19 protein-coding genes are annotated in these 21,388 nt (G+C 63.1%); 5 read left to right on the forward strand and 14 right to left on the reverse strand.

What is annotated here, in order from left to right; all coding sequences use genetic code 11:
* The first annotated feature begins 13 nt into the window (after nucleotides 1-13).
* A complete protein-coding gene (locus ACIP1G_RS08285) occupies nucleotides 14-1,363 on the forward strand; it encodes a D-serine ammonia-lyase (RefSeq protein WP_400735383.1) in 1,350 nt (449 codons plus the stop codon).
* A 21-nt stretch (nucleotides 1,364-1,384) separates the two neighbouring features.
* Nucleotides 1,385-2,323, forward strand: coding sequence for a DNA-binding transcriptional regulator DsdC (dsdC, locus tag ACIP1G_RS08290; RefSeq protein ID WP_400735384.1), 939 nt, complete (start codon nucleotides 1,385-1,387; stop codon nucleotides 2,321-2,323).
* A gap of 426 nt (nucleotides 2,324-2,749) precedes the next feature.
* Here the strand turns inward: dsdC and ACIP1G_RS08295 are convergent, their stop codons facing one another.
* The 12 genes from ACIP1G_RS08295 to pedF all read right to left on the reverse strand — a co-directional run bounded on the left by ACIP1G_RS08295 (nucleotide 2,750) and on the right by pedF (nucleotide 15,099).
* Complete coding sequence (locus ACIP1G_RS08295; protein ID WP_400735580.1) at nucleotides 2,750-3,364, reverse strand: hypothetical protein; 615 nt, start codon at nucleotides 3,362-3,364, stop codon at nucleotides 2,750-2,752.
* Nucleotides 3,365-3,857: 493 nt separating this feature from the next.
* A complete protein-coding gene (locus ACIP1G_RS08300; protein ID WP_400735386.1) occupies nucleotides 3,858-4,271 on the reverse strand; it encodes an OsmC family protein in 414 nt (137 codons plus the stop codon).
* A gap of 272 nt (nucleotides 4,272-4,543) precedes the next feature.
* A complete protein-coding gene (locus ACIP1G_RS08305) occupies nucleotides 4,544-6,208 on the reverse strand; it encodes a NahK/ErcS family hybrid sensor histidine kinase/response regulator (protein ID WP_400735388.1) in 1,665 nt (554 codons plus the stop codon).
* On the reverse strand, nucleotides 6,192-7,355 hold the full coding sequence (ercA, locus tag ACIP1G_RS08310; protein ID WP_400735389.1) for an alcohol dehydrogenase-like regulatory protein ErcA: 1,164 nt from the start codon (nucleotides 7,353-7,355) through the stop codon (nucleotides 6,192-6,194). Before ercA ends, ACIP1G_RS08305 begins: the two co-directional genes overlap by 17 nt.
* 89 nt (nucleotides 7,356-7,444) lie before the next feature.
* A complete protein-coding gene (gene pqqD, locus ACIP1G_RS08315) occupies nucleotides 7,445-7,717 on the reverse strand; it encodes a pyrroloquinoline quinone biosynthesis peptide chaperone PqqD (RefSeq protein WP_400735391.1) in 273 nt (90 codons plus the stop codon).
* A gap of 51 nt (nucleotides 7,718-7,768) precedes the next feature.
* Nucleotides 7,769-7,840 (reverse strand): pyrroloquinoline quinone precursor peptide PqqA, encoded by a 72-nt coding sequence (pqqA, locus tag ACIP1G_RS08320; RefSeq protein ID WP_003253598.1) that lies wholly within the window; start codon nucleotides 7,838-7,840, stop codon nucleotides 7,769-7,771.
* Nucleotides 7,841-8,105: 265 nt separating this feature from the next.
* Complete coding sequence (locus ACIP1G_RS08325) at nucleotides 8,106-9,626, reverse strand: aldehyde dehydrogenase family protein (RefSeq protein WP_400735392.1); 1,521 nt, start codon at nucleotides 9,624-9,626, stop codon at nucleotides 8,106-8,108.
* A gap of 163 nt (nucleotides 9,627-9,789) precedes the next feature.
* A complete protein-coding gene (gene pedH, locus ACIP1G_RS08330) occupies nucleotides 9,790-11,577 on the reverse strand; it encodes a PQQ-dependent alcohol dehydrogenase PedH (protein WP_346646697.1) in 1,788 nt (595 codons plus the stop codon).
* 265 nt (nucleotides 11,578-11,842) lie between these two features.
* On the reverse strand, nucleotides 11,843-12,775 hold the full coding sequence (locus ACIP1G_RS08335; RefSeq protein WP_400735393.1) for a quinoprotein relay system zinc metallohydrolase 1: 933 nt from the start codon (nucleotides 12,773-12,775) through the stop codon (nucleotides 11,843-11,845).
* Nucleotides 12,776-12,813: 38 nt separating this feature from the next.
* Nucleotides 12,814-13,581, reverse strand: a complete 768-nt coding sequence (locus ACIP1G_RS08340; RefSeq protein ID WP_400735394.1) for a quinoprotein dehydrogenase-associated SoxYZ-like carrier — start codon at nucleotides 13,579-13,581, stop codon at nucleotides 12,814-12,816.
* Nucleotides 13,582-13,756: 175 nt separating this feature from the next.
* The gene (locus ACIP1G_RS08345; protein ID WP_400735395.1) at nucleotides 13,757-14,632 is read right to left on the reverse strand and encodes a substrate-binding periplasmic protein; all 876 of its coding nucleotides are present in this window, start codon (nucleotides 14,630-14,632) and stop codon (nucleotides 13,757-13,759) included.
* 5 nt (nucleotides 14,633-14,637) lie between these two features.
* The gene (gene pedF, locus ACIP1G_RS08350) at nucleotides 14,638-15,099 is read right to left on the reverse strand and encodes a cytochrome c-550 PedF (protein WP_400735396.1); all 462 of its coding nucleotides are present in this window, start codon (nucleotides 15,097-15,099) and stop codon (nucleotides 14,638-14,640) included.
* Nucleotides 15,100-15,353: 254 nt separating this feature from the next.
* Between pedF and exaA the strand changes: the two genes are divergently transcribed.
* Both exaA and ACIP1G_RS08360 read left to right on the forward strand, forming a co-directional pair.
* On the forward strand, nucleotides 15,354-17,249 hold the full coding sequence (gene exaA, locus ACIP1G_RS08355) for a quinoprotein ethanol dehydrogenase (protein WP_400735397.1): 1,896 nt from the start codon (nucleotides 15,354-15,356) through the stop codon (nucleotides 17,247-17,249).
* 65 nt (nucleotides 17,250-17,314) lie between these two features.
* Nucleotides 17,315-17,974, forward strand: a complete 660-nt coding sequence (locus ACIP1G_RS08360; protein ID WP_400735398.1) for a pentapeptide repeat-containing protein — start codon at nucleotides 17,315-17,317, stop codon at nucleotides 17,972-17,974.
* A gap of 141 nt (nucleotides 17,975-18,115) precedes the next feature.
* Here the strand turns inward: ACIP1G_RS08360 and ACIP1G_RS08365 are convergent, their stop codons facing one another.
* On the reverse strand, nucleotides 18,116-18,754 hold the full coding sequence (locus ACIP1G_RS08365; protein ID WP_400735399.1) for a response regulator: 639 nt from the start codon (nucleotides 18,752-18,754) through the stop codon (nucleotides 18,116-18,118).
* Nucleotides 18,754-20,028 (reverse strand): histidine kinase, encoded by a 1,275-nt coding sequence (locus tag ACIP1G_RS08370; protein WP_400735400.1) that lies wholly within the window; start codon nucleotides 20,026-20,028, stop codon nucleotides 18,754-18,756. Before ACIP1G_RS08370 ends, ACIP1G_RS08365 begins: the two co-directional genes overlap by 1 nt.
* Nucleotides 20,029-20,180: 152 nt before the next feature.
* On the opposite strand from ACIP1G_RS08370, the gene ACIP1G_RS08375 reads away from it, so the two are divergent.
* On the forward strand, nucleotides 20,181-21,374 hold the full coding sequence (locus tag ACIP1G_RS08375; protein ID WP_400735401.1) for an ABC transporter substrate-binding protein: 1,194 nt from the start codon (nucleotides 20,181-20,183) through the stop codon (nucleotides 21,372-21,374).
* The last annotated feature ends 14 nt before the right edge of the window (nucleotides 21,375-21,388 follow it).

A 21,388-nucleotide genomic window follows, 5' to 3' on the forward strand; every position in this document is an offset into this window, starting at 1 on the left:
AACAGGTGAAATCATGATTCACGGAAAAACCCTGGAAGCCTGGCAACAAAGCCACCCGATCATCGCCGACCTGGTCGCCCTGAAAGAGACCAGCTGGTTCAACCCTGGCATTGCCAAGGCGTCGGAAGCACTGCTCGACGTGGGCCTGACGGCTGACGATGTGAAGGCCACCAGCGAGCGGCTGCAGCGGTTTGCGCCCTACCTCGCCACCGTGTTCCCCGAAACGGCAGCTACTGGCGGGGTTATCGAGTCACACATCGCCCCACTGCCGCAGCTTCGCCGGCTGCTTGTCGAAGAAGGGTCACTGCAGAACGTGGGTAGCCTGTGGCTCAAAGCGGACAGTGACCTGCCCATTTCCGGCTCCATCAAGGCCCGGGGTGGCATTCATGAAGTACTCAAGCACGCTGAGGACCTGGCCCTGGCGGCCGGCCTGATCACGCCGTCCGCGGACTACGCCGTACTGGCGAGCGACCAGGCGCGCGCGTTCTTCAGCCAGTACAAGATCGCCGTGGGTTCGACCGGCAACCTGGGCTTGTCGATTGGCATCATGAGCGCGAAGCTGGGCTTCCAGGTGAGCGTGCACATGTCGTCCGATGCCAGGCAGTGGAAGAAGGACAAGCTGCGCGCCAACGGCGTAACGGTCGTTGAGCATGCCTCGGACTACAGCGTTGCCGTCGAACAAGGCCGCCAGCAGGCCGCATCCGATCCCAGCTGCTACTTCGTTGACGACGAAAATTCACCACAACTGTTTCTGGGCTATGCCGTAGCCGCTGAGCGCCTGGCTCGACAATTCGACCAGGCCAGCATCAAGGTAGACGCAAACCATCCACTGTTTGTATACCTGCCCTGCGGTGTCGGCGGCGGCCCTGGTGGCGTCGCGTTCGGTTTGAAGCTGGTGTTCGGTGACGCCGTGCATTGCATCTTTGCAGAGCCCACTCACTCCCCCTGCATGCTGCTGGGTGTGTACACCGGCCTGCACGATGAAACCAGCGTGCAGGATTTCGGCATCGACAATATCACCGCCGCCGACGGCCTTGCTGTCGGGCGCCCATCGGGGTTTGTCGGCAAGGCCATGCAGCGGCTGATCGATGGCTACTACACCGTTACTGACGAAGAGCTTTACCGCCTCATGGTGGTTGCCTTTGAGCAAGACAAGGTCAAGCTCGAACCTTCTGCGCTCGCAGGCGTACCCGGCATGGCACGTGTATTACAATCCAGCGAGTACCTGGCGCGCCTGGGCTATACCCCTACCCAGCTGCAAAATGCCACTCATCTTGTATGGGGAACGGGTGGCAGCATGGTGCCAGAAACCGAGTTTGATGCTTACCTGGCGAAAGGTCGTGGCCTGCTGTCACGCACCTGACCTGTGCAGAAGGACTGCTGAATGAACAAGCCTGGCCACGGCGCAATCAAGCTCAATGGCGCTCATCTGGGTAGCCTGCATGTGTTTCTGGTCGCTGCGCGCTACCTGAGCTTTGCGCGCGCGGCAGATGAGCTGTGCTTGAGCGCAAGCGCCGTGAGCCACCGCATCAACCGGCTTGAACGTGAGCTGGCGTTGAAACTGTTCAACCGCATGCCGCGCAAGGTGAGCCTGACCGAAGACGGTGAACGCCTGTTCGCGGTCATGCAGCGCTCGATGGACGAGATCAACGAAGCCGTTCAGGAACGCGCTCATGGCGAGATTGCCGGCCAGCTGACGCTGTATGTTCGCCCGTCGGTCGCGCAATGCTGGCTGGTGCCACGGCTTGCGCAGTTCACTTCCCGTTATCCTGATATCCAACTGGATATCAGGGTGGGTAATGAGAGCATCGATTACCGCACCCGCAAGATCGACCTGGTGCTGTGTTATTCGGATGGCCATCACCCTGGGCTTGCGAGCGTTCACTTGATGAGCGAGCGGATAGCCCCGGTATGTTCTGCCCATTACGCAGAAACCCATGGCTTGACCGGAGACTTGCTGCAACTGGGGCGCTGTACCGCCTTGCATGATGTAGCGGCCTGGGACAATGCTGCATTCGATGCGGAGTGGCAGCTGTGGGCCAGTTACACGGGGGCGGATGCTCCCCTCCCGCGCAGGTTCCTGACCTTCGATCGCTCCGACCTGTGCACGCTTGCGGCGCTGAATCACGTTGGCATCGCCATTGGCCGGGATCAGCTGGTGCGTGAGCAGATTGACAAGGGTGAACTGGTGTTGCCTTTTGGCGGTTTTGTCGACACGTCCAATTACGGCTATTACCTGGTTCACCCGCATCATGACGGCATGCCCAAACGGCTGCAGGTGCTGATTGACTGGCTGGTGAAAGAGGCAAGTGCTGACCTGTAGGAAATGTTTGCTGCCTGTGCCGGCCTCTTCGCGGCGGTTCGACGCCTCGATAAACCCGCTCCCACAGGTTCGCTGTAACCTGAAATCTGCACAATACCTGTGGGAGCGGGTTTATCGAGGCGTCGAACCGCCGCGAAGAGGCCGGCACAGTCGACACACCTTTTTGACCGGTTCAACCCCGAATGCACTGCGCAAACACCGGCTCTTCTATTCATGACCCGCTATATCAGCGGCGACAACGTGCACCTTGGCAGCGTGCGTGATAGCAGTTTCGTAAATCCATTTTATTGTTGATTAAAGGCTTAAAAAACGGATAACCCACAATATTCTGGATTTATAGCCCCGCTTCACAGCCCCTGAAATCAACAACGCCGCGAACCGGGCCACCGGTTCGCGGCGTTTTCGCGCAAGGCGCACCTCAGGCAATCAGCAAGGAATACCCGCCAGTGGCCAGGCTGGCGCTTGTGTCGCTTTGGCCAAACGGCGTTTTCGCGCCCACTGGGTCAGTGCGGCCATCATGGCAAAGCCAAGCAGGATCAACACCGGATAGGCCAGCAGCAATTCGGTCAACGAGTACTTCCAGGCCAGGGGTCGGCAGACGCCAAGCATTGCCGCATACAACCAGGACACACCCGACAAGGCGCCGGAGAACAGGGCGAACGTGCGCACGCCAACATTCAGGTCAAGTAACGAGCCCGCCTTGAGCAGGGCAGGCAATACATAACGATGCAACAACATGCCGTTGAAGGTCAGTAACAAGACAATAATGATTTTCGCCTGAAGTTTTGGATTGGCGAAATAGTTCATGCCTTTTTCCAGGTAATCAATACCAATTACCGCGATACCGGTCAGCCACAAGAATATCAAGGCATTGGCCACAGACTTCTGCAAACGCGCCATATGGGTACTGTCGTGCCCGCCGGGCTTATGGCCCTTCAACAAGTCCCTGACCATTTCAACGTCACTCGCGAACACGAGGCCGATCGCGATGCAGCACGCCAGCAAATGAATATAAATCACCGACATCCGCACCATTTCCATGGATTCTTTCTGCCCGAACAGGCTAATAATTGTATTGATCTCCACGTCGAATTCTCCACGTAATACTTGAGACTAGATGGTCTTGCAATAGGCATGCGAACGCCTTGATCGCAACAGCAAGACCAAATTCATATCGTTAAGTTAAACAGCAGACTGTTATTTCACACAGGCAATGGCTCACCCGATGAGCCTCGATTGGGCATGGCATTGCTCCAATGTTCAAGTAAAAAAAAGCCCCATGTGCATCCCGACGATACAGATGAGGTTGAACGTCCATTACTTTCTGAGGAAAGGCGCGAAGTGCAGTTCTGGAGGAACGCACCTGCTGGCAAATATGAACCACCCGCAGGCAAATCGTTCATTTCTGAAACAAGACCACCGACCAGCGGTATTTAAAGCCGCATTAGTTAGTTAACTAACTTCTTGCAAGCTGACCGGATGGAAAGTTTTTAGTGACAACTGGATCCAAACTTCCCAGCCGGCTTTGATTGCTCTAGTTCGCGGTGCGTAGTTTGCTGGTAATGATGATTTCGCCGCTCAACACCTTGTGAATGGGGCAGGCATTGGCAATTTCCAGCAAGCGCGCGCGTTGTTCGTCGCTTAGCGCCCCGCGCAGGCTGATTTCGCGAGAGATCTGCAGCTTGGGTTCACGCCCCAGCTGTTCCTGCTCGATGCTGATGTCCACATCGATGCCTTCCAGCGGCATTTCCTTGCGCTGGGCGTACATGGCAATGGTGATCGAAGTACAGGCCCCCAGCGATGAGAGCAACAGCTCATGGGGCGACGGCCCGGCATCGCTGCCACCCGCCTGGGTGGCAACATCACTGGCCCACTGATGTTGGCCATCGGTAATGTTCACTTGGTACGCCACGCCTGCATAGGACGCGTGGATTGCTCGCTCTGCCATGGAAACTCCTGTTTGCGATTGTCCTGAAACGGCCCTGTTGTGAGGGCTGTGAGGGTTGAATGATAGAGGCATGACAAGATTGACGGTAGGCAATGAAAACGGGCGCCAGCGTTCCGCATGGTGAACGCGGCCCTTTGTAGGAGCGGCCTTGTGTCGCGATCGGGCTGCGAAGCAGCCCCAGGATTTCAGCGTAAATGCACAAATTGGTGGGGCTGCTTCGCAGCCCGATCGCGACACAAGGCCGCTCCTACAGGGGACCGCGCAAACCTGCTTTACCCCAGCAACTGGCTCAACACCGCGCGCAATTTGCCCGGTTTGACCGGTTTGTTCAGCAACGGCGCGCCGAGCTTTTGCAATGAGCGCCGGCACTGGTCACTGCGGTCGGCGGTAATGATCACCGCAGGAATGGCCGCGGCAAAATGTTCGCGCAGGTGCCTGACCACATCGCAGCCCACCACACCATGGTCCAGGTGGAAGTCCGCCAGGATCAGTTCCGGTGCCCGCCCCTGCAACCCCAGCAACGCAGTCTCCTGATCGGTTGCGGTTACCACTTCACAACCCCACTGCCCCAGCAGCGCGCCCATGCTTTCGAGGATGCTCACCTCATTGTCCAGCACCAGCAGGCGGCGGCCCGGCAGCGGGTTGCCGGCGCTTGGCAGCGGCACAGCCTGGTGGACGGGCAGCGGCACCTCTTTGCCAAGCGGTACTTCGATGCTGAACATCGAGCCGCGCCCCGGCCATGACCGAACTTCGATCCGGTAGCCGAGAATCTTGGCAATCCGCTCGACGATGGCCAGCCCCAGACCCACGCCCTTGCGATCCGCAGCGCGGCCGACATCCAGCTGGTTGAATTCAAGGAAAATGGCCTGCAAACGATCCTGCGCAATGCCCCGCCCGGTATCCCATACTTCCAGCCGCAAATGGCTACCGCGGCGCCTGGCCCCAAGCAGGATCCTGCCCTCGTCGGTGTAACGGCAGGCATTGCTGAGGAAGTTGCGCAGAATGCGCGTCAGCAGCCGCAGGTCGGTGTTGATGGCATAGTCGGCTATACGGGCATGCAGGCTAAGGCCTGCGGCGTCGGCCACCGAGCGAAACTCCGAGACCAGCGGCGCAAACAGCTCGTCGAGGCGGTACAGGGCCACATCCGGCTTGACCGCTGCCTGGTCGAGCCGGGAAATGTCCAACAGGTCGGTCAGCAGGTCTTCGGCACCCTCCAGGGCCTGGTGGGTACGCTCTACGAGCACATGCTCGGCGTCTGGCAATGGTCGCTCGCGCAAGGTCGAGATCAGCAGGCGGGCGGCGTTTAGCGGTTGCAGCAAATCATGGCTGGCGGCAGCGAGGTACTTGTCCTTGCTGCGGTTGGCGGCTTCGGCAGCATCGCGGGCCTCAAGCAATTCATCAGTGCGCGCAGCGACCCGTTGCTCCAGTTCGTCATTGAGCTGCTGCAGGCGCTGCTGGGCCTGTTTGCGCTCAGTGATATCGGCGACAAACCCTTCCACCAGCCCTTCCTGGCCAGGCTTTAGCAGCAGGTTCATCAGTACATCGAGGTGGCTGCCGTCCTTGCGCCGCAAGCGGGTCTCATAACCGTGCAGGCTGCGCTCACGGGCGAGGATCAATGTGATCGCCTGCAGCTCTTCGGCGCCACCGTCAAACAGGTTGGCCGCCAGGTCAGTCAGGGAAAACAGCACTGCTTGTGGGTCGTCATAACCCAGCATGCGCGCCAGCGCCGGGTTGGCGGCACGCATGCCGTCCTGCAGGCTGGCCTGGAAAATCCCGTGCACGGCATTTTCGAACAGCCATTTGTAACGGTTGCGTTCGGCCTCCAGCTCTTCCAGGCGGGCCGCCAGCTCCGGGTAATGGCTTTTGCGCGCCGAGTGGTCACCCAGCCCCAGCAGCCCGGCCAGCGCCCGCTGCTGCTCGTCAGAGGGCCTCGCCATAAACCACCTCGACATCTCGCTGGCTGGATGCGCGAGGGTTGGTGAGGATGCACGGGTCATCCATTGCATGTTGCGACAGGAACGGAATATCCGAGGTGCGTACCCCGTGCAGGCCCAAGGTTTCATGGAAGCCGATGGCGTGCTTCAGTGCGATCAAGTGCTCCACCAGGCGCCCGCAGATCTGCCGGTGGTTGAGGCCGCGGCAGTCGATGCCGAATACCTCGGCAATCACCTTGAAACGCTCCGGCGCCGAGCTGTAGTTGAACGCCACCACGTGCTCCACCAGCACGGCGTTGCACAAGCCATGTGGCAAGTCGAGGAAGCCGCCCAGGCTGTGCGACATGGCGTGCACCGCGCCAAGAATGGCGTTGGAGAACGCCAGCCCCGCCTGCATGCTGCCCAGCATGATTTTCTCGCGCAGGGCGATATCGGTCGGGTTGGCGATCATTTCCACCAGGTTGCCATTGATCAGGCGCATGGCTTCCAGGGCATGGGGGTCGGTCAGCGGGCCGTGGCCAGTGGAAACGAAGGCTTCGATGGCATGCACCAGCGCATCGATACCGGTGCAGGCTGACAGGAACGGGTCCATGCTCAGGGTGGTTTGCGGGTCGATCAGCGACACGTCCGGCACCACCGCCTTGCTGACGATGGAGAACTTCATGCGTTCCTGCTGGTTGGAAATGATCACGAACTGCGACACGTCGGCCGAAGTGCCGGCGGTGGTGGGGATCAGGATCAGCGGCGGGCTGGGTACGCGGATCATGTCCACGCCTTCGAACTCAAGAATGCTGCGCCCATGGGCGACCACGATGCCGATGGCCTTGCCGCAGTCCATCGGGCTGCCGCCACCGACGGCGACGATCACGTCGCAGTGGTTTTGCCGGTAGATCTCGGCGCCGAGCATTACCTCTTCGACCCGCGGGTTGGGCGATACGGCGCTGTACAGGCAGTAGTCGATGCCCTGGGCCTGCAGGCTGGCCTCCACGTCTGCCACCCAACCGGCGGCAATAACGCCGGGGTCGCTGACCACCAGCACCTTGCGCGCACCGAAGGTCTTGGCGTAATTGGCGACATTGTGCCGGCAGCCGGCACCGAAGATGATTTCAGGCGAAACGAACTTGCGAAGCGGGCTGAAACTCTGGCTCATCGTAAAGCCTGTTCTTATTGTTCTGGAAGGTAACCGCCAGCGTAAAGCATCCCGCAGCGAAAGCAACCAGACCAAAGCGGGGCGGTGGTTCATTCGATCCACGACTTGGCGCGGGCCACCTCCAGGAACGCCAGTACATCCTCGTCGAGCCCTGCCACGCCGGGAAAGCGCTGCGCCAGGCGGTCGATGATGGTTGCCACGCTGCTGTGGCCGTCCAGCAGCTCCAGTACCCAGCCGGCACTGGCGTTGAGTTCGATGATGCCCCCAGGGTGCAGCAGCACATGGCAGGCCTGGCGCGGCTCCCAGCATAGGCGGAAGCCTCGGGCCAAAGCCATGGCCTGCTGCCGATCGATCAAATTCACAGGGGCATCCAGGTTGAAGACCCGGCCATCGCAAGGATGGCCGGAAGGACATCAGCGATTGGCGAAATACATGGTCACTTCAAAGCCAATGCGCAGGTCGGTAAAGGCGGGTTTAGTCCACATGGGGCAATTCCTCTTCTTGTGCCGGGCGATTCCGGTAGAGGCATTAATGCATGGGGGGCAGCGGGGGCGAATGCTACTTTGGAACGAGGTTGCGGGGTGCGTTGGTAGGAGCAGTGCCGGCCTCTTCGCGGCGGTTCGACGCCTCGATAAACCCGCTCCCACAGGTACAGCGCTGCCCGCAGGCCTGCGGGGTTCCTGTAGGAGCGGCTTTCGCGACACAAGGCCGCTCCTACAACTGACCGCGTTAGCCGATCAGCTGGGCGCTTTAGAAGAAGCCCAACGGGTTGATGTCGTAGCTCACCAGCAAGTTCTTGGTCTGCTGATAATGGTCGAGCATCATCTTGTGGGTCTCACGGCCTACCCCGGACTTCTTGTAGCCACCAAACGCTGCATGCGCCGGGTACAGGTGGTAGCAGTTGGTCCACACGCGCCCGGCCTGGATCGCCCGGCCCATGCGGTAGGCGCGGTTGATGTCGCGGGTCCACAAGCCTGCGCCCAGGCCGAATTCGCTGTCGTTGGCAATGGCCAGGGCTTCGGCTTCGTCCTTGAAGGTGGTCACACCCACCACCGGGCCGAAGATTTCTTCCTGGAACACCCGCATCTTGTTGTTGCCCTTGAGCAAGGTCGGCTGAATGTAGTATCCGCTGGCGAGGTCACCCTGCAGCCGCTCGGCAGCACCGCCGGTGAGCAGCTGTGCGCCCTCCTCCCGGGCAATCTGCAGGTAGGAAAGGATCTTGTCGTATTGCTGCTCCGAGGCTTGGGCACCGACCATGGTCTCGGTGTCCAGCGGGTTGCCGCGGGTGATCTTGGCGATCTTCTTCATTACCTCGGCCATGAACGGCTCGTAGATCGATTCCTGGATCAGCGCCCGGGATGGGCAGGTGCACACCTCGCCCTGGTTGAAGAACGCCAGCACCAGGCCTTCGGCGGCCTTTTCGATGAACGCGGGCTCGGCCTGCATGATGTCTTCGAAGAAGATGTTCGGCGACTTGCCGCCCAGCTCCACGGTAGACGGGATGATGTTCTCGGCCGCGCACTTCATGATGTGCGAGCCCACCGGTGTGGAGCCGGTGAAGGCGATCTTGGCAATGCGCTTGCTGGTGGCCAGGGCCTCGCCCGCTTCACGGCCAAACCCTTGGACGATGTTCAACACGCCTGCGGGCAGCAGGTCGGCAATCAGTTCGGCAAAAATGGTGATCGACAGTGGCGTCTGCTCGGCGGGCTTGAGCACCACGCAATTGCCAGCCGCCAGTGCCGGGGCAAGCTTCCAGGCGGCCATCAGCAGCGGGAAGTTCCACGGGATGATCTGCCCCACCACACCCAGCGGCTCGTGGATGTGATAAGCCACGGTGCCCTCGTTGATCTCTGCTGCCCCGCCCTCCTGGGCGCGGATGCAACCGGCGAAGTAACGGAAGTGGTCCGCTGCCAGCGGCACGTCGGCATTCAAGGTTTCACGTACAGCCTTGCCGTTGTCCCAGCTTTCGGTGACGGCGAGCACTTCCAGGTTCTGCTCGATGCGGTCGGCGATCTTCAGCAGCATCAGGGCGCGGTCCTGCACCGAGGTCTTGCCCCAGGCTTCAGCGGCACCATGCGCGGCATCCAGCGCCCGCTCGATGTCCTGGGCTGTGGAGCGCGGGAATTCGGCAATCGGCTGGCCATTGACCGGCGAGCTGTTGGTGAAGTACTGGCCCGCCAACGGCGCGACGAATTCGCCGTTGATGAAATTGCCGTAGCGTGGCTTGAAGGACACGATGGCGCCTGGGGTTCCGGGTTGTGCGTAGATCATGCTGAGCCTCTGCGGGTCGATGCCTGTCCCACGACAGGCGATGGACCGATGGTAAAAAGCCCCGCCTGCCGGGCGAATGCATCGTTGGCAGCGGGGCTCTCGTCATTTGGTAGTAGGGCCGCTTGCCGCCAGGTCGCTCGCAGCAAGCGGCAGGGGTTGGGCGTTACGGCTTGGCGCTGGCCGTTTGCTGCAGTTGCTTGGGCAGCTTGAAGGTCCAGAGCATGCCGCCCTGGTTGAAGTCCTTGACCCGCTTGGCCACTTCACCGCCCCACAGCGGCACCGCGCCGCCCCAGCCGGAGACCACCGAAACGTACTGCTCGCCGTCCATTTCCCAGGTGACCGGCGAGCCGAGCACGCCGGAGCCAGTCTGGAACTCCCAGACCTTGTCGCCGGTCTTGGCATTGAACGCCTGCAGGAAGCCTTCCGGGGTGCCTGTGAACACCAGGTTGCCCTTGGTGGTCAGCACCCCGCCCCACAATGGCGCGTAGTTCTTGTGACGCCACACTTCCTTGCCACTGACCGGGTCGATGGCGCGCAGCACGCCGATGTAGTCTTCGTTAAGCGGCTTGATGGTGAAGCCGGCACCAAGGAACGCCGCGCCCTTCTTGTAGGCGATGCCTTCGTTCCAGATATCCATGCCCCACTCGTTGGACGGCACGTAGAACAGCCCGGTGTCCTTGTTGTAGGCCATCGGCATCCAGTTCTTGGCCCCGAGGAAGGCCGGGGCGACGAACACCGAGCTGCCTTTGGCCTCGCTACCCGGCGCCCCCGGGCGGCTGGCCTCGTTGTAGATCGGCCGGCCGTCCTTGTCCAGGCCGGTGGCCCAGGTGATCTTGTCGACAAAGGGGAAGCCGCGGATGAACTTGCCGTTGGTGCGGTCCAGCACGTAGAAGAAGCCGTTACGGTCGGCCGTGGCGGCTGCCTTGACCTCCTTGCCGCCGTCCTTGTAGTTGAACGAGATCAACTCGTTGACGCCGTCGAAGTCCCAGCCGTCATGCGGCGTGCTCTGGAAGTGCCACTTGATGGTGCCGTCGTCCGGGTTAAGGGCCAGGCGCGACGAGGAATACAGGTTGTCGCCGGGGCGCAGGTGCGAGTTCCACGGCGCTGGGTTGCCGGTGCCGAACAGGATCAGGTTGGTTTCCGGGTCGTAGTAACCGCCCAGCCAAGGCGCTGCGCCACCGGTCTTCCACAGGTCGCCGGGCCAGGTCTTGCCGGCCTCGCCGCCGGATATACCGTTCTCGATCGCCTTGCCGTCCTTGTACACGTAGCCCATGTGCCCTTCCACGGTGGGGCGCATCCACAGCAGCTCGCCGTTCTCAGGGTTGTAGGCCTGGATCTTGCCCACCACGCCAAACTCGCCGCCGGCCACGCCGGTGATCAGCTTGCCGTTGACGATCATCGGCGCGGCACTGATGGAGTAGCCTTCCTTGTGGTCAGCCACTTTCTTGCTCCATACCACCTTGCCGGTGTCCTTGTTCAGCGCCACCAGCTTGGCGTCGAGGGTGCCGAAGAACACCAGGTCACCGTACAGCGCCACGCCGCGGTTGATCACGTCGCAGCATGGGCGGATGTCATCCGGCAGGCGTGCATCGTATTGCCACAGCTTCTTGCCAGTGCGCGCGTCCACGGCAAACACCCGCGAGTAAGAGCCGGTCAGGTACATCACCCCGTCCTTGATCAGCGGCTGGGCCTGCTGGCCGCGCTGCTTCTCACCGCCGAAGGAAAACGCCCAGACCGGGCGCAGCTCCTTGACGTTGTTGGCGTTGAGCAGGTCCAACGGGCTGTAGCGCTGGCCCTGCACGCCCAGGCCATTGGTCACGATCTGCTGCGGGTTCTTCGGGTCCTGGAGGATTTCTTCATTGCTGACAGCGGCGTGGGCTGCGCCGGCAAGCAGCATGGCGCTGAGCACCAGGCTCACGGCGAACACGGGACGGCGTGGGGATCGGGTCATGACGGCTACCTTTGGTTTTTTTGTTGTGCCCGGGAAAATTTCCCGGCGTGCCGAGAATTCTTGGTCGGGGCCTGTTCGCCAACAATTGCCAGGAATGCGGAGTTTTCTAGTTCCTTGGTAGCAGCTGCCCTGCGCGGTCCTCTGTAGGAGCGGCCTTGCGTCGCGATGGGGCGCGCAGCGGCCCCGGCAATCTTGCATGATGCGCAAATTTTGGGGCTGCTGCGCAGCCCATCGCGACGCAAGGCCGCTCCTACAGGGGACCGCGTCAGGGCTTGGTATCGACGCGCTGGAGTTGTTGGCGCTCGTAGCGGGGATACAGGTGGCTGACACTGCGAATCAGCTCATAACGGGTCAGGCTGATCCGGGCAAACCGCTCAGGGATCGGGCTGCGGATCATCTCGGCCATGTCATCGCCACGCGCGGCGCCGTCACGCATCAGGCCATCCAGCCAACCGAGGTAATCGCGCATCTGCACAAACGGCTGCGCATCGCTGGCCACCGGGCCATGCCCGGGCACAAGCTGCTTCCAGGGCAGCGCCTGCAAGGTATCCAGGTCCTTGAGCCAAACCTCCAGCCCCGGGCTGTTGGGCGTAGTCAGCGCTCGCTCGTAGAACACCAGGTCACCCGCAAACAGCACGCCAGTCTTTTCATCGAGAATCGCCAGGTCGGCGCCGGTATGCCCGCCCAGCCCCAGCAAGCGCAGCCGGTGCCCGCCCACCTCATGCACGCCTGGCTCCACTACCCGGGTCGGCAGTACCACCTCGGTACCGCGCATCCAGTCGCCAACCAGGCGGTACATGTTCTCGGCCATGGCATCACCTTGCTGGCGCAACAACTCACCGGTGCCGGCCAGGGCGCCGATGGGTACATCGGCGAAAGCCTGGTTGCCCAGCACATGGTCAGGGTGATGATGGGTCAACAGCACTTCGATCACCGGCTTGTCGGTGGTGGCAGCGATGGCCTGGCGCAGCGCTTCGCCGTAACGTTTCGACGGCCCGCTGTCGATCACAACCACACCGCTGTCGGTAACGATGAACGCGGTGTTGACCACATTGCCGCCATTGGCCTTGGCGAAATTGTCGGTGCTGCCTTCCAGCAGCCATGTGCCCGCAGCGATCTGCCGGGGCGTGAGCCGGTAGTCCAGGTCAGCCTGGGCCGGCAGCCCCAGGCACAACAGTAACAGCGGGATCCAACGCATGACGGGCGCCTCGGGTCAGGGGAAGTCTGGCAAGGTGCTCAGGGCACCGCCGCCTCGAACTGGTTGCCACTGTTATCCTGCAACAGCAGCCGGGTCGGCCCGGCGCCCTGAATATCAAAGCCCAGGTTGGGGTTTTCGCTGACCGCCGGGTACAGCTCAAGGCTGGCCAAGCGCTGGCCGTCGGCGCCTTGCAACTCGGCATGGTTGAGGAAGAATTCGGGAATGCCGCTGACCAGGCCGTTGTCCATCGGGTGGGCCACCTGCAGGCGCAAGCGGCTGCTGTCGCCGCGCGGGTAGCGCCCACCCAGCACCTCGCCGAGGTGTTCCTCCCAGCCAGGCAGGGTGCGCACCACGCTGGGCGCGGTACAGCCGCCGCCGGCGGCATCGATCAAGGTCGAGCCGACATGCCACAGGCCATCGCGTGTCAGCACGGCAGCACGCAGCGGCGTAGCCTGTTCGATGCGGATGCGGATCGACAACCAGGGCAGCACCCGCTCGCCGGGCGCAAAGTCGACAATGCGCGGCAGCGGGTTGAGTTCGGCCCAGGCAAGGATGCGCACCACCTCGCCGGTGAACGCCCGGGCGTCGATCTCCAGCGGCACCTGCCGCGCATCCTCGGCAAACGGCGGCGCCAGCAGCTTTACCCGGTCATCGAAGACGAACGCGGCCTGGTCCAGCAGCTGCTTGTGGTAGAAGTCCCACATTACCGACGGTACCGGATCTTTGTTGGCGCTCGGCTCGCTGGCCAGGGCCTGGGCGGCCCAGGGTAGCCAGCAGGCCAGCAGGAAAGTTGCTCTCAGGCTCATGATCCGCTCCCATGGATCAACAAATGGTTTTCAGGCTTGCCGGCCCCCTGTGGGAGCGGCTTCAGCCGCGAACACCGGCAAAGCCGGTGCCATCCACCGCGTCGCTTGCTTCGCGGCTGAAGCCGCTCCCACAGGGGTTATGTTGCCTTTGCGAACCCACAGGCCTGGACATTTTTTATTGGTACATCTCTGGCACCACGTAGCGCAGGCCGTAATTGGCATAAATCGTCTTCAGCCGCCCATCACGAATCAGCGCCTCAAGCGCCTCCTCCACCGCATAAGCCAGCTGCCGGTTGCTCTCATGCACCGCCATGCCGATCTCCCAGGCTTGCTTGCCCAAATTCGGGTAGGCGTTCTCCGCCAATGCCAGTTGCGGGTCGGCGGCCTGGTGCAACTGCCAGTCGACCTCGCCACGCATGGCCATCACCGCGTCCACCTGGCCAGCCTGCATGGCCGTGAATGCCTGCTGCATGCTGGGGTAATGATGGGTCCTGGCGCTGAGCATGCCGTTGAACACCGAGGTCAGGTAGAACGACGGCACGCTGTCCACTTCGACGCCGATCGGGTGCTGCTGGAACACCGCGACACTGGCCACCGAGGCCAGCCGGCGACGGTCATAGGCCACTTGCCAGCGCTCTTCCTGATAGGGGCCGAACATCACCACCTGGGCGTTTTCCAGCTCACCCAGTTCGTTGCGCTTCTGTGCGTAATCGTGGTCGTACGGCACCCGCATCATCAGGTCGGCCAACTGCTGGTGGCGCAGCGGGCTGCCGCGCCAGATGTAGTCGCGCAGGTCGTCGTCGAGCTTTTCCCCGGGCGGCGCCCAGATCAGTTGCAGGCGCACGCCCATGGCCTCGGCCAGCGCCTGCGCCAGCTCCACATCGACACCACGCGGCTTGCCATGGTCCTGGAAACTGTAGGGCGCAAAATCCTTGTACACCGCCACCTTCAACTCACCGGCGGCGATGATCGCGTCGTAGTTGCGCACTTGCGCCTGGGCTGCCGCGCACCACAGCAGCAGGCCACTGAACAGCACCGCCATCAGGCGCATGGCCGTTACTCCTCGACGTGCACGCTGTCCAGGTAGGTGCGCACCGCCCACAAGGCTTCCTGGCTCAGGTAGTCGGCCATCTTCGGCATGTACACGCGTCCGTCGCGAACCGCGCCATGGCGCACGCGCTCGACGAACCATTCATCGCCAGCGTCGCCGGCATCGAGCATGCGCAGGTCGGGGGCAATGCCGCCAGACTTGGCTTCCAGGCCATGGCAGGCCGCGCAGTTCTGGTTGTAGGCCGAGGCGCCGATTTCCACGGCCTTGTCGTGCTCGGGTGAGGTGCGATAGGGGTTGACCGCCGCCCAGCCGTCGCCGTCCAGGCTCACGCCAGCGTCCTTGATCGGGGTCAGGCCTTTGGTCTCCACCGCCTGCGGGACCACGTTGCCATGGGCCCAGGCCGTACCGGTCAACACCGCGCCGGCCAGCAGGCCTGCAGCAAGCAACACATTGCGTTTTGTTGTCATTGTTATGCCCTCACCATTGCACGCAAAGCCTCAACCACAGAGGCCGTGCCGCCATCTTAAAAACACCCCGCAGGCGGCCGAATGCTGCTTTGGTGGCCGGGCCTTACTCCCTTGGTAGTAGGGCTTGTGGCGAAGGGCCAAATGAGGTGCCTGCCGGGAACTCTTCCCGGCAAGGGCGGGACTTTTTCCGTATCCCGCAACTGCCGCCACGCCCCACCCTGTGCAGGCCAAAACCTCCACTGGGAACTGCAACCATGACAATAAGATCGCTACCCGCCCTTTCCCCTCTGGCCCTGAGCGTGCGCGTGCTGCTGATGGCCGGCAGCCTGGCCCTGGGCACTGTGGCAACAGCGGCCACCACCCCTGCGGCACCTGCCGGCAAGAATGTCAGCTGGGAAGACATCGCCAACGACCACCTCACCACCAACGACGTGCTGCAATACGGCATGGGCACCAACGCCCAGCGCTGGAGCCCGCTGGCCCAGGTCAATGACAAGAACGTGTTCAAGCTGACCCCGGCCTGGTCCTACTCATTCGGCGACGAGAAGCAGCGCGGCCAGGAATCGCAGGCCATCGTCAGCGATGGCGTGGTCTACGTTACCGGCTCGTACTCGCGGGTATTCGCCCTCGATGCCAAGACCGGCAAGCGCCTGTGGACCTACAACCACCGCCTGCCCGACAACATTCGCCCGTGCTGTGACGTGGTCAACCGTGGCGCGGCCATCTACGGCGACAAGATCTACTTCGGCACCCTCGACGCGCGGGTCATCGCCCTCGACAAGCACACCGGCAAGGTGGTGTGGAACAAGAAGTTCGGCGACCACAGCGCCGGCTACACCATGACCGGCGCCCCGGTGCTGATCAAGGACAAGACCAGCGGCAAGGTACTGCTGATCCACGGCAGCTCCGGTGATGAGTTTGGCGTGGTCGGCCAGTTGTTCGCGCGCGACCCGGACACCGGCGACGAGGTGTGGATGCGGCCCTTCGTCGAGGGCCATATGGGCCGCCTGAACGGCAAGGACAGCACCCCGACCGGCGACGTCAAGGCGCCGTCCTGGCCGGACGACCCGACCACCGCAACCGGCAAGGTCGAAGCCTGGAGCCACGGCGGTGGTGCCCCTTGGCAAAGCGCCAGCTTCGACCCCGAAACCAACACCATCATTGTCGGCGCCGGCAACCCGGGCCCATGGAACACTTGGGCACGCACCTCGAAAGACGGCAACCCGCATGACTTCGACAGCCTGTACACCTCCGGCCAGGTCGGCGTCGACCCGAGCACCGGCGAGGTCAAATGGTTCTACCAGCACACCCCCAACGATGCCTGGGATTTCTCCGGCAACAACGAACTGGTGCTGTTCGACTACAAGGACAAGGACGGCAAAGTGGTCAAGGCCACCGGCCACGCCGACCGCAACGGCTTCTTCTACGTGGTCGACCGCAACAACGGCAAGTTGCAGAACGCCTTCCCCTTCGTCGACAACATCACCTGGGCCAGCCACATCGACCTGAAGACCGGGCGCCCGGTGGAAAACCCCGGCCAACGCCCGGCCAAGCCGCTGCCGGGTGAAACCAAGGGCAAGCCGGTTGAGGTCTCGCCGCCGTTCCTCGGTGGCAAGAACTGGAACCCCATGGCCTACAGCCAGGAAACCGGCCTGTTCTACATCCCCGGCAACCAGTGGAAAGAGGAGTACTGGACCGAGGAAGTGAACTACAAGAAAGGCTCTGCCTACCTGGGCATGGGGTTCCGCATCAAGCGCATGTACGACGACCACGTCGGTACCTTGCGCGCCATGGACCCGACTACCGGCAAGCTGGTGTGGGAGCACAAGGAGCACCTGCCGCTGTGGGCCGGCGTGCTGGCAACCAAGGGTAACCTGGTGTTCACCGGCACCGGCGATGGCTTTTTCAAGGCCTTCGACGCCAAGACGGGCAAGGAGCTGTGGAAGTTCCAGACCGGCAGCGGCATCGTCTCGCCGCCGATCACCTGGGAACAGGACGGCGAGCAGTACATCGGCGTCACCGTCGGTTATGGCGGCGCGGTGCCGCTGTGGGGCGGCGACATGGCCGAGCTGACCAAGCCGGTGGCCCAGGGTGGCTCGTTCTGGGTGTTCAAGATCCCGAGCTGGGACAACAAGACCGCACAGCGGTGACCTGCAGCGGGGAGCGGCCTGTGCCCCTCCCCGTTTTGCCCGTTTTCTGTCGAGAGCCTTTCGCGATGAACTACCTGCCCTTCGCCCTGCTGTTGCTACTCTCTCCGGCCCTGGCGGCAAATACTGATGACGATGGCAACGATATCCCCCTGACCATCAACGGCTGCATCATTGCCGAAGCCAGCCAGTGCCCAGGTGCCAACCTGCGCGGCGCCAACCTGGCCAACCAGGACCTGCGCAAGATGAACCTGGCCGGCGCCGACCTGCGCGATGCCGACCTGCGCCACGCCCAGCTGGACCTGGCCAACCTGGAAAAGGCCCGCCTGCAAGGCGCCAACCTGACCCGCGCCAGCCTGCAGCAAAGCAACCTGCGCCTGGCCGACCTGAGCCATAGCCGGCTGGTGGCCATCCAGGGTTGGGGCTTGTTCGCCCAGGGGGCACAGTTCGAGCAAGCCGACCTCAGCGCGGCCTACCTGCAGTTTGCCCGGCTATCGGGGGCCAAGCTGCAGCAGGCCAACCTGCAGGCGGCGGACCTGGAGATGGCGTGGTTGAGCAAGGCCGACCTGCAAGGGGCCAACCTGGGCGATGCCAACCTGCAGGAAGCCAAGTTCGGCCAGAGCAACCTGGCCCGCGCCGATCTGCGCGGGGCGCGGCAGCACTACGGGAATTTTCAGGAGGCCAACATGGAGGAGTGCACGGGCTGCCCTGAAACCTGGGATAAATGATGAAGCCACTCTCCTCTCCTGTGGGAGCGGGTTTACCCGCGAAGAAGCTCACGCGATACATAGCACCGGCTTCGCCGGTGTTCGCGGGTGAACCCGCTCCCACAGGGGCCCTGCTAATGCTGTGAGAGAGGTGCTGAAACGCTACCCCGCCACCCGCACCACCCCCAGATCAATCCCCAGGTGCACCAGCTCGGCATGCGAACTCACCTGCAACTTGCTCTTGAGCAAGGTCAAATGGTTGGACACGGTCTTGGCGCTGATGCACAGCTGCTCGGCAATCACCCGCGCCGGAGTGCCCTTGGCCAGCATCACGAAAATCTCCAGCTCACGCTGGGTCATGCGCTGCAGGCGCGGGTCGCGTTCGTTCTGTTGCGAGGTGCAGGCCAACTGCGTGGCCAACGGCTGCTCAATGTAGGCATGCCCGGCCAGCACCCGCTGCACCGCCTCGATCAGCACCTCGGGTGCCGAGTTCTTGGTCAGGTAGCCCGAAGCGCCCGCCTCCAGCGCCTGGCGCACCAGCGGCAGCTCGTCGTGCATGCTGAAAAACAATACCCGCAGCTGCGGCAGGCGCTGGCGCAGGCGGCGGGTGGTTTCCAGCCCGCTGATGCCCGGCAGGCCGAAGTCCATGATCACCAGATTGGGTACCTGCTCCTGCACCCGGGCCAGCGCCTCTTCGCCACTGGCGGCCTCGCGCACCTGCATTGTCGGCAACACCGCCCGCAACAGGCTGGCATAGCCCTGGCGGACCACGGCATGGTCATCGACCAATACGATATTCATCACACCTCCTTGGGAATGTTCAGGGCCAGCGCCCAGCCGCCACCCGGGCGGCTGAGGATGCGCAAATCACCGCCCAGGCTGCGGGCGCGCTCGGCCATCGAGTGCAGGCCCACCCCGGGGCGCTGGGGTTGCTGTGCACCGCAGCCATTGTCACGCACGAACAGGCGCAAGCCCTTGGCGCTGCGCTGCAGGCGCACCTGCACCTGGCTGGCACCGGCATGCCGGGCGACGTTGGTCAGCGCCTCCTGCAGCAGCCGGTACAAATGCGTCCTGCTCGCCCCAGGCAGCACCGGCAAATGCTCGCCAACCCGCAAGCGGCAAGCGATGCCCTGGCTGGCCTGCCACTGGTCGACCAACACGCCAAAGGCTTCAGCCAGTGGCATGTGCTGCAGGGCTACCGGATACAGGTCATGCACCAAGGCCCGGAAGCCTTGCTGCAGGCGTTCGCAGTTGAGTTCCAGGGCCTGCGCGGTCTGCTTCACCACCGTGGGCTGGTCGGCGGCCATGCGCAGCAGGCAACCCTGGGCGCGGATACCGGCCAGGTATTGCCCGAGATCATCGTGCAGGGTCTGCGCCAGCCGGGTACGTTCCTGCTCCTGCACCGCCAGCAGGGCCTGGGTCAGTTGGGTATTGTCGGCATGCGCCTGCTGCAGGTTCGCGACCATGCGGTTGAAGTGCTCCGCCAGCTGGCGCGCTTCCGGCAGGCCTTGCTCGCGCAGGCGCCCCGTCAGCTGCCCTGCCGAAACCTGGCGCAATGCCCCCAGCAGTTCATCCAGCAAGCCCATGGCCCGACGTACCGCCCAGCGGATGGTCAGCAGGCTCAACAACAAGGCCAGGCCGCAGAGGCTCAGCAGTTGTTGCAGCGAGTCCCAGACCTCATCGATTTCATCCCGCGCATCCACGGCTATCAGCACCCTGCGCCCGTCACCCAGCTCCAGCAGCCGGCCGCTGTGGTGGCGTTCGCCGAACAGCTGGCGGCCCAGCCAGGCATCGACACCGGCTGCGCCTGGCAGGCGCGCTGCCTGCCCCGGTACCAGCCAGTGCACCCGCACGTGGCGCAGGTTCTGCGTCAGGCTGGGTTGCAGGCTGGCCGGGTCGCGTTCGGCGCTATCGGCAAGGTAGGTCACCACGGCTTCGGCAGACTGCAGCTCTCGCTCGACATCGGCCACCGCCTGGTGTAGCAGCACTCCGGCACAGGCCACTGTCACCAGGGCAAAGCAGCCTGTGACCCAAAGGTTGATGCGCCACAGCGCAGACAGGTTGATCAGGCGCATGGGCGGTTCTCTTCAGGGGCGCTGCGGTCCATCGTAAAACCGCGACAGCCGCGCGGAATTACTACCTTGGTACCGGCCCAGCGCTACTTTCTGCATATTTCCCTCTCCCGGCAGGCTTCCTATGCTGGCGCCATCTGCCGTGGAGTTGCCTTATGCGCCAGCCTGCCCACCTTGCCCTGACCTGCCTGCTGGCCCTGGCCGCCGCGCTGCTTGCGCCCCTGGCGCCTGCCGCCCAGGGCCAGGCCGCAGAACCGCTGCAAGTACGCATCGGCTACCTGGGCTATCACCCAGACCCAGGCCCGCTGCTGTCCAATATCATCCCCGAACCCGCCGATGCCGGGCTGCAAGGTGCCGAGCTGGCCATAGTCGACAGCAACAGCACCGGGCGCTTCCTGCAGCAGCAGTTCCAGCTGGCCAGCGCCAACGTCGACAGCCCCCAGGCACTGCTGCAGGCGGCCAAGGCCCAGCACGACCAAGGCCTGCGCCTGTTCGTGGTCAATGCGCCGGCAAGCAGCCTGCGCGCACTGTCTGCCGCCCTGCCCGACAGCCTGCTGTTCAATGCCGGCAGCCCCGACGACAGCCTGCGCAGCAACCAGTGCCTGGGCAATGTGCTGCACAGCTTGCCTGGCCGGGCCATGCTGGCCGATGCATTGGTGCAGTTCCTGGTGCTGCGCAAATGGCAGCGGGCGCTGCTGGTAGTCGGCCAGACCGAGGACGACCGGGCCTACGCCGCCGCCCTGCGCCGCTCGGTGAAACGCTTTGGCGTGCAGCTGGTGGCGGAAAAAACCTGGACTTTCGACAACGACCAGCGCCGCAGCGCCCAGGCCGACATGCCGCTGTTCACGCAAACCGCCGAGTACGACGTGGTGCTGGTGGCCGACGAGCGCGGCGACTTTGGCGAATACCTGCCCTACCAGACCTGGTACCCGCGCCCGGTCGCCGGCACCCAGGGCCTGACCCCCACCGGCTGGCACAAGACCGTGGAAACCTTTGGCGCGGCACAGCTGCAAAAGCGCTTCGAGGCCCAGGCCGGGCGCTGGATGAACGACCGCGACTTCGCTGCCTGGATGGCCGTGCGCAGCGTTGCCAGCGCGGTCAGCAAACTGCGCCAGGCCGAACCGCGCGCGCTGCAGCAACTGCTGCTGAGCGAGCAATTGCCGCTGGACGGTTTCAAGGGCCGCAAGCTCAGTTACCGCCCATGGAACGGCGAGCTGCGCCAACCGATCCCGCTGGTGCAGCCACGTGCCCTGGTCAGCACCTCGCCGCAGGAGGGCTTCCTGCACCCCTTCAACGAAATGGACAGCCTGGGCTACGACAAGCCCGAAGTGACCTGCAGCTACCCATGAGCCGACAAACACAA

This window comes from Pseudomonas sp. NPDC089392, from assembly GCF_044749595.1.
GTDB lineage: Bacteria > Pseudomonadota > Gammaproteobacteria > Pseudomonadales > Pseudomonadaceae > Aquipseudomonas.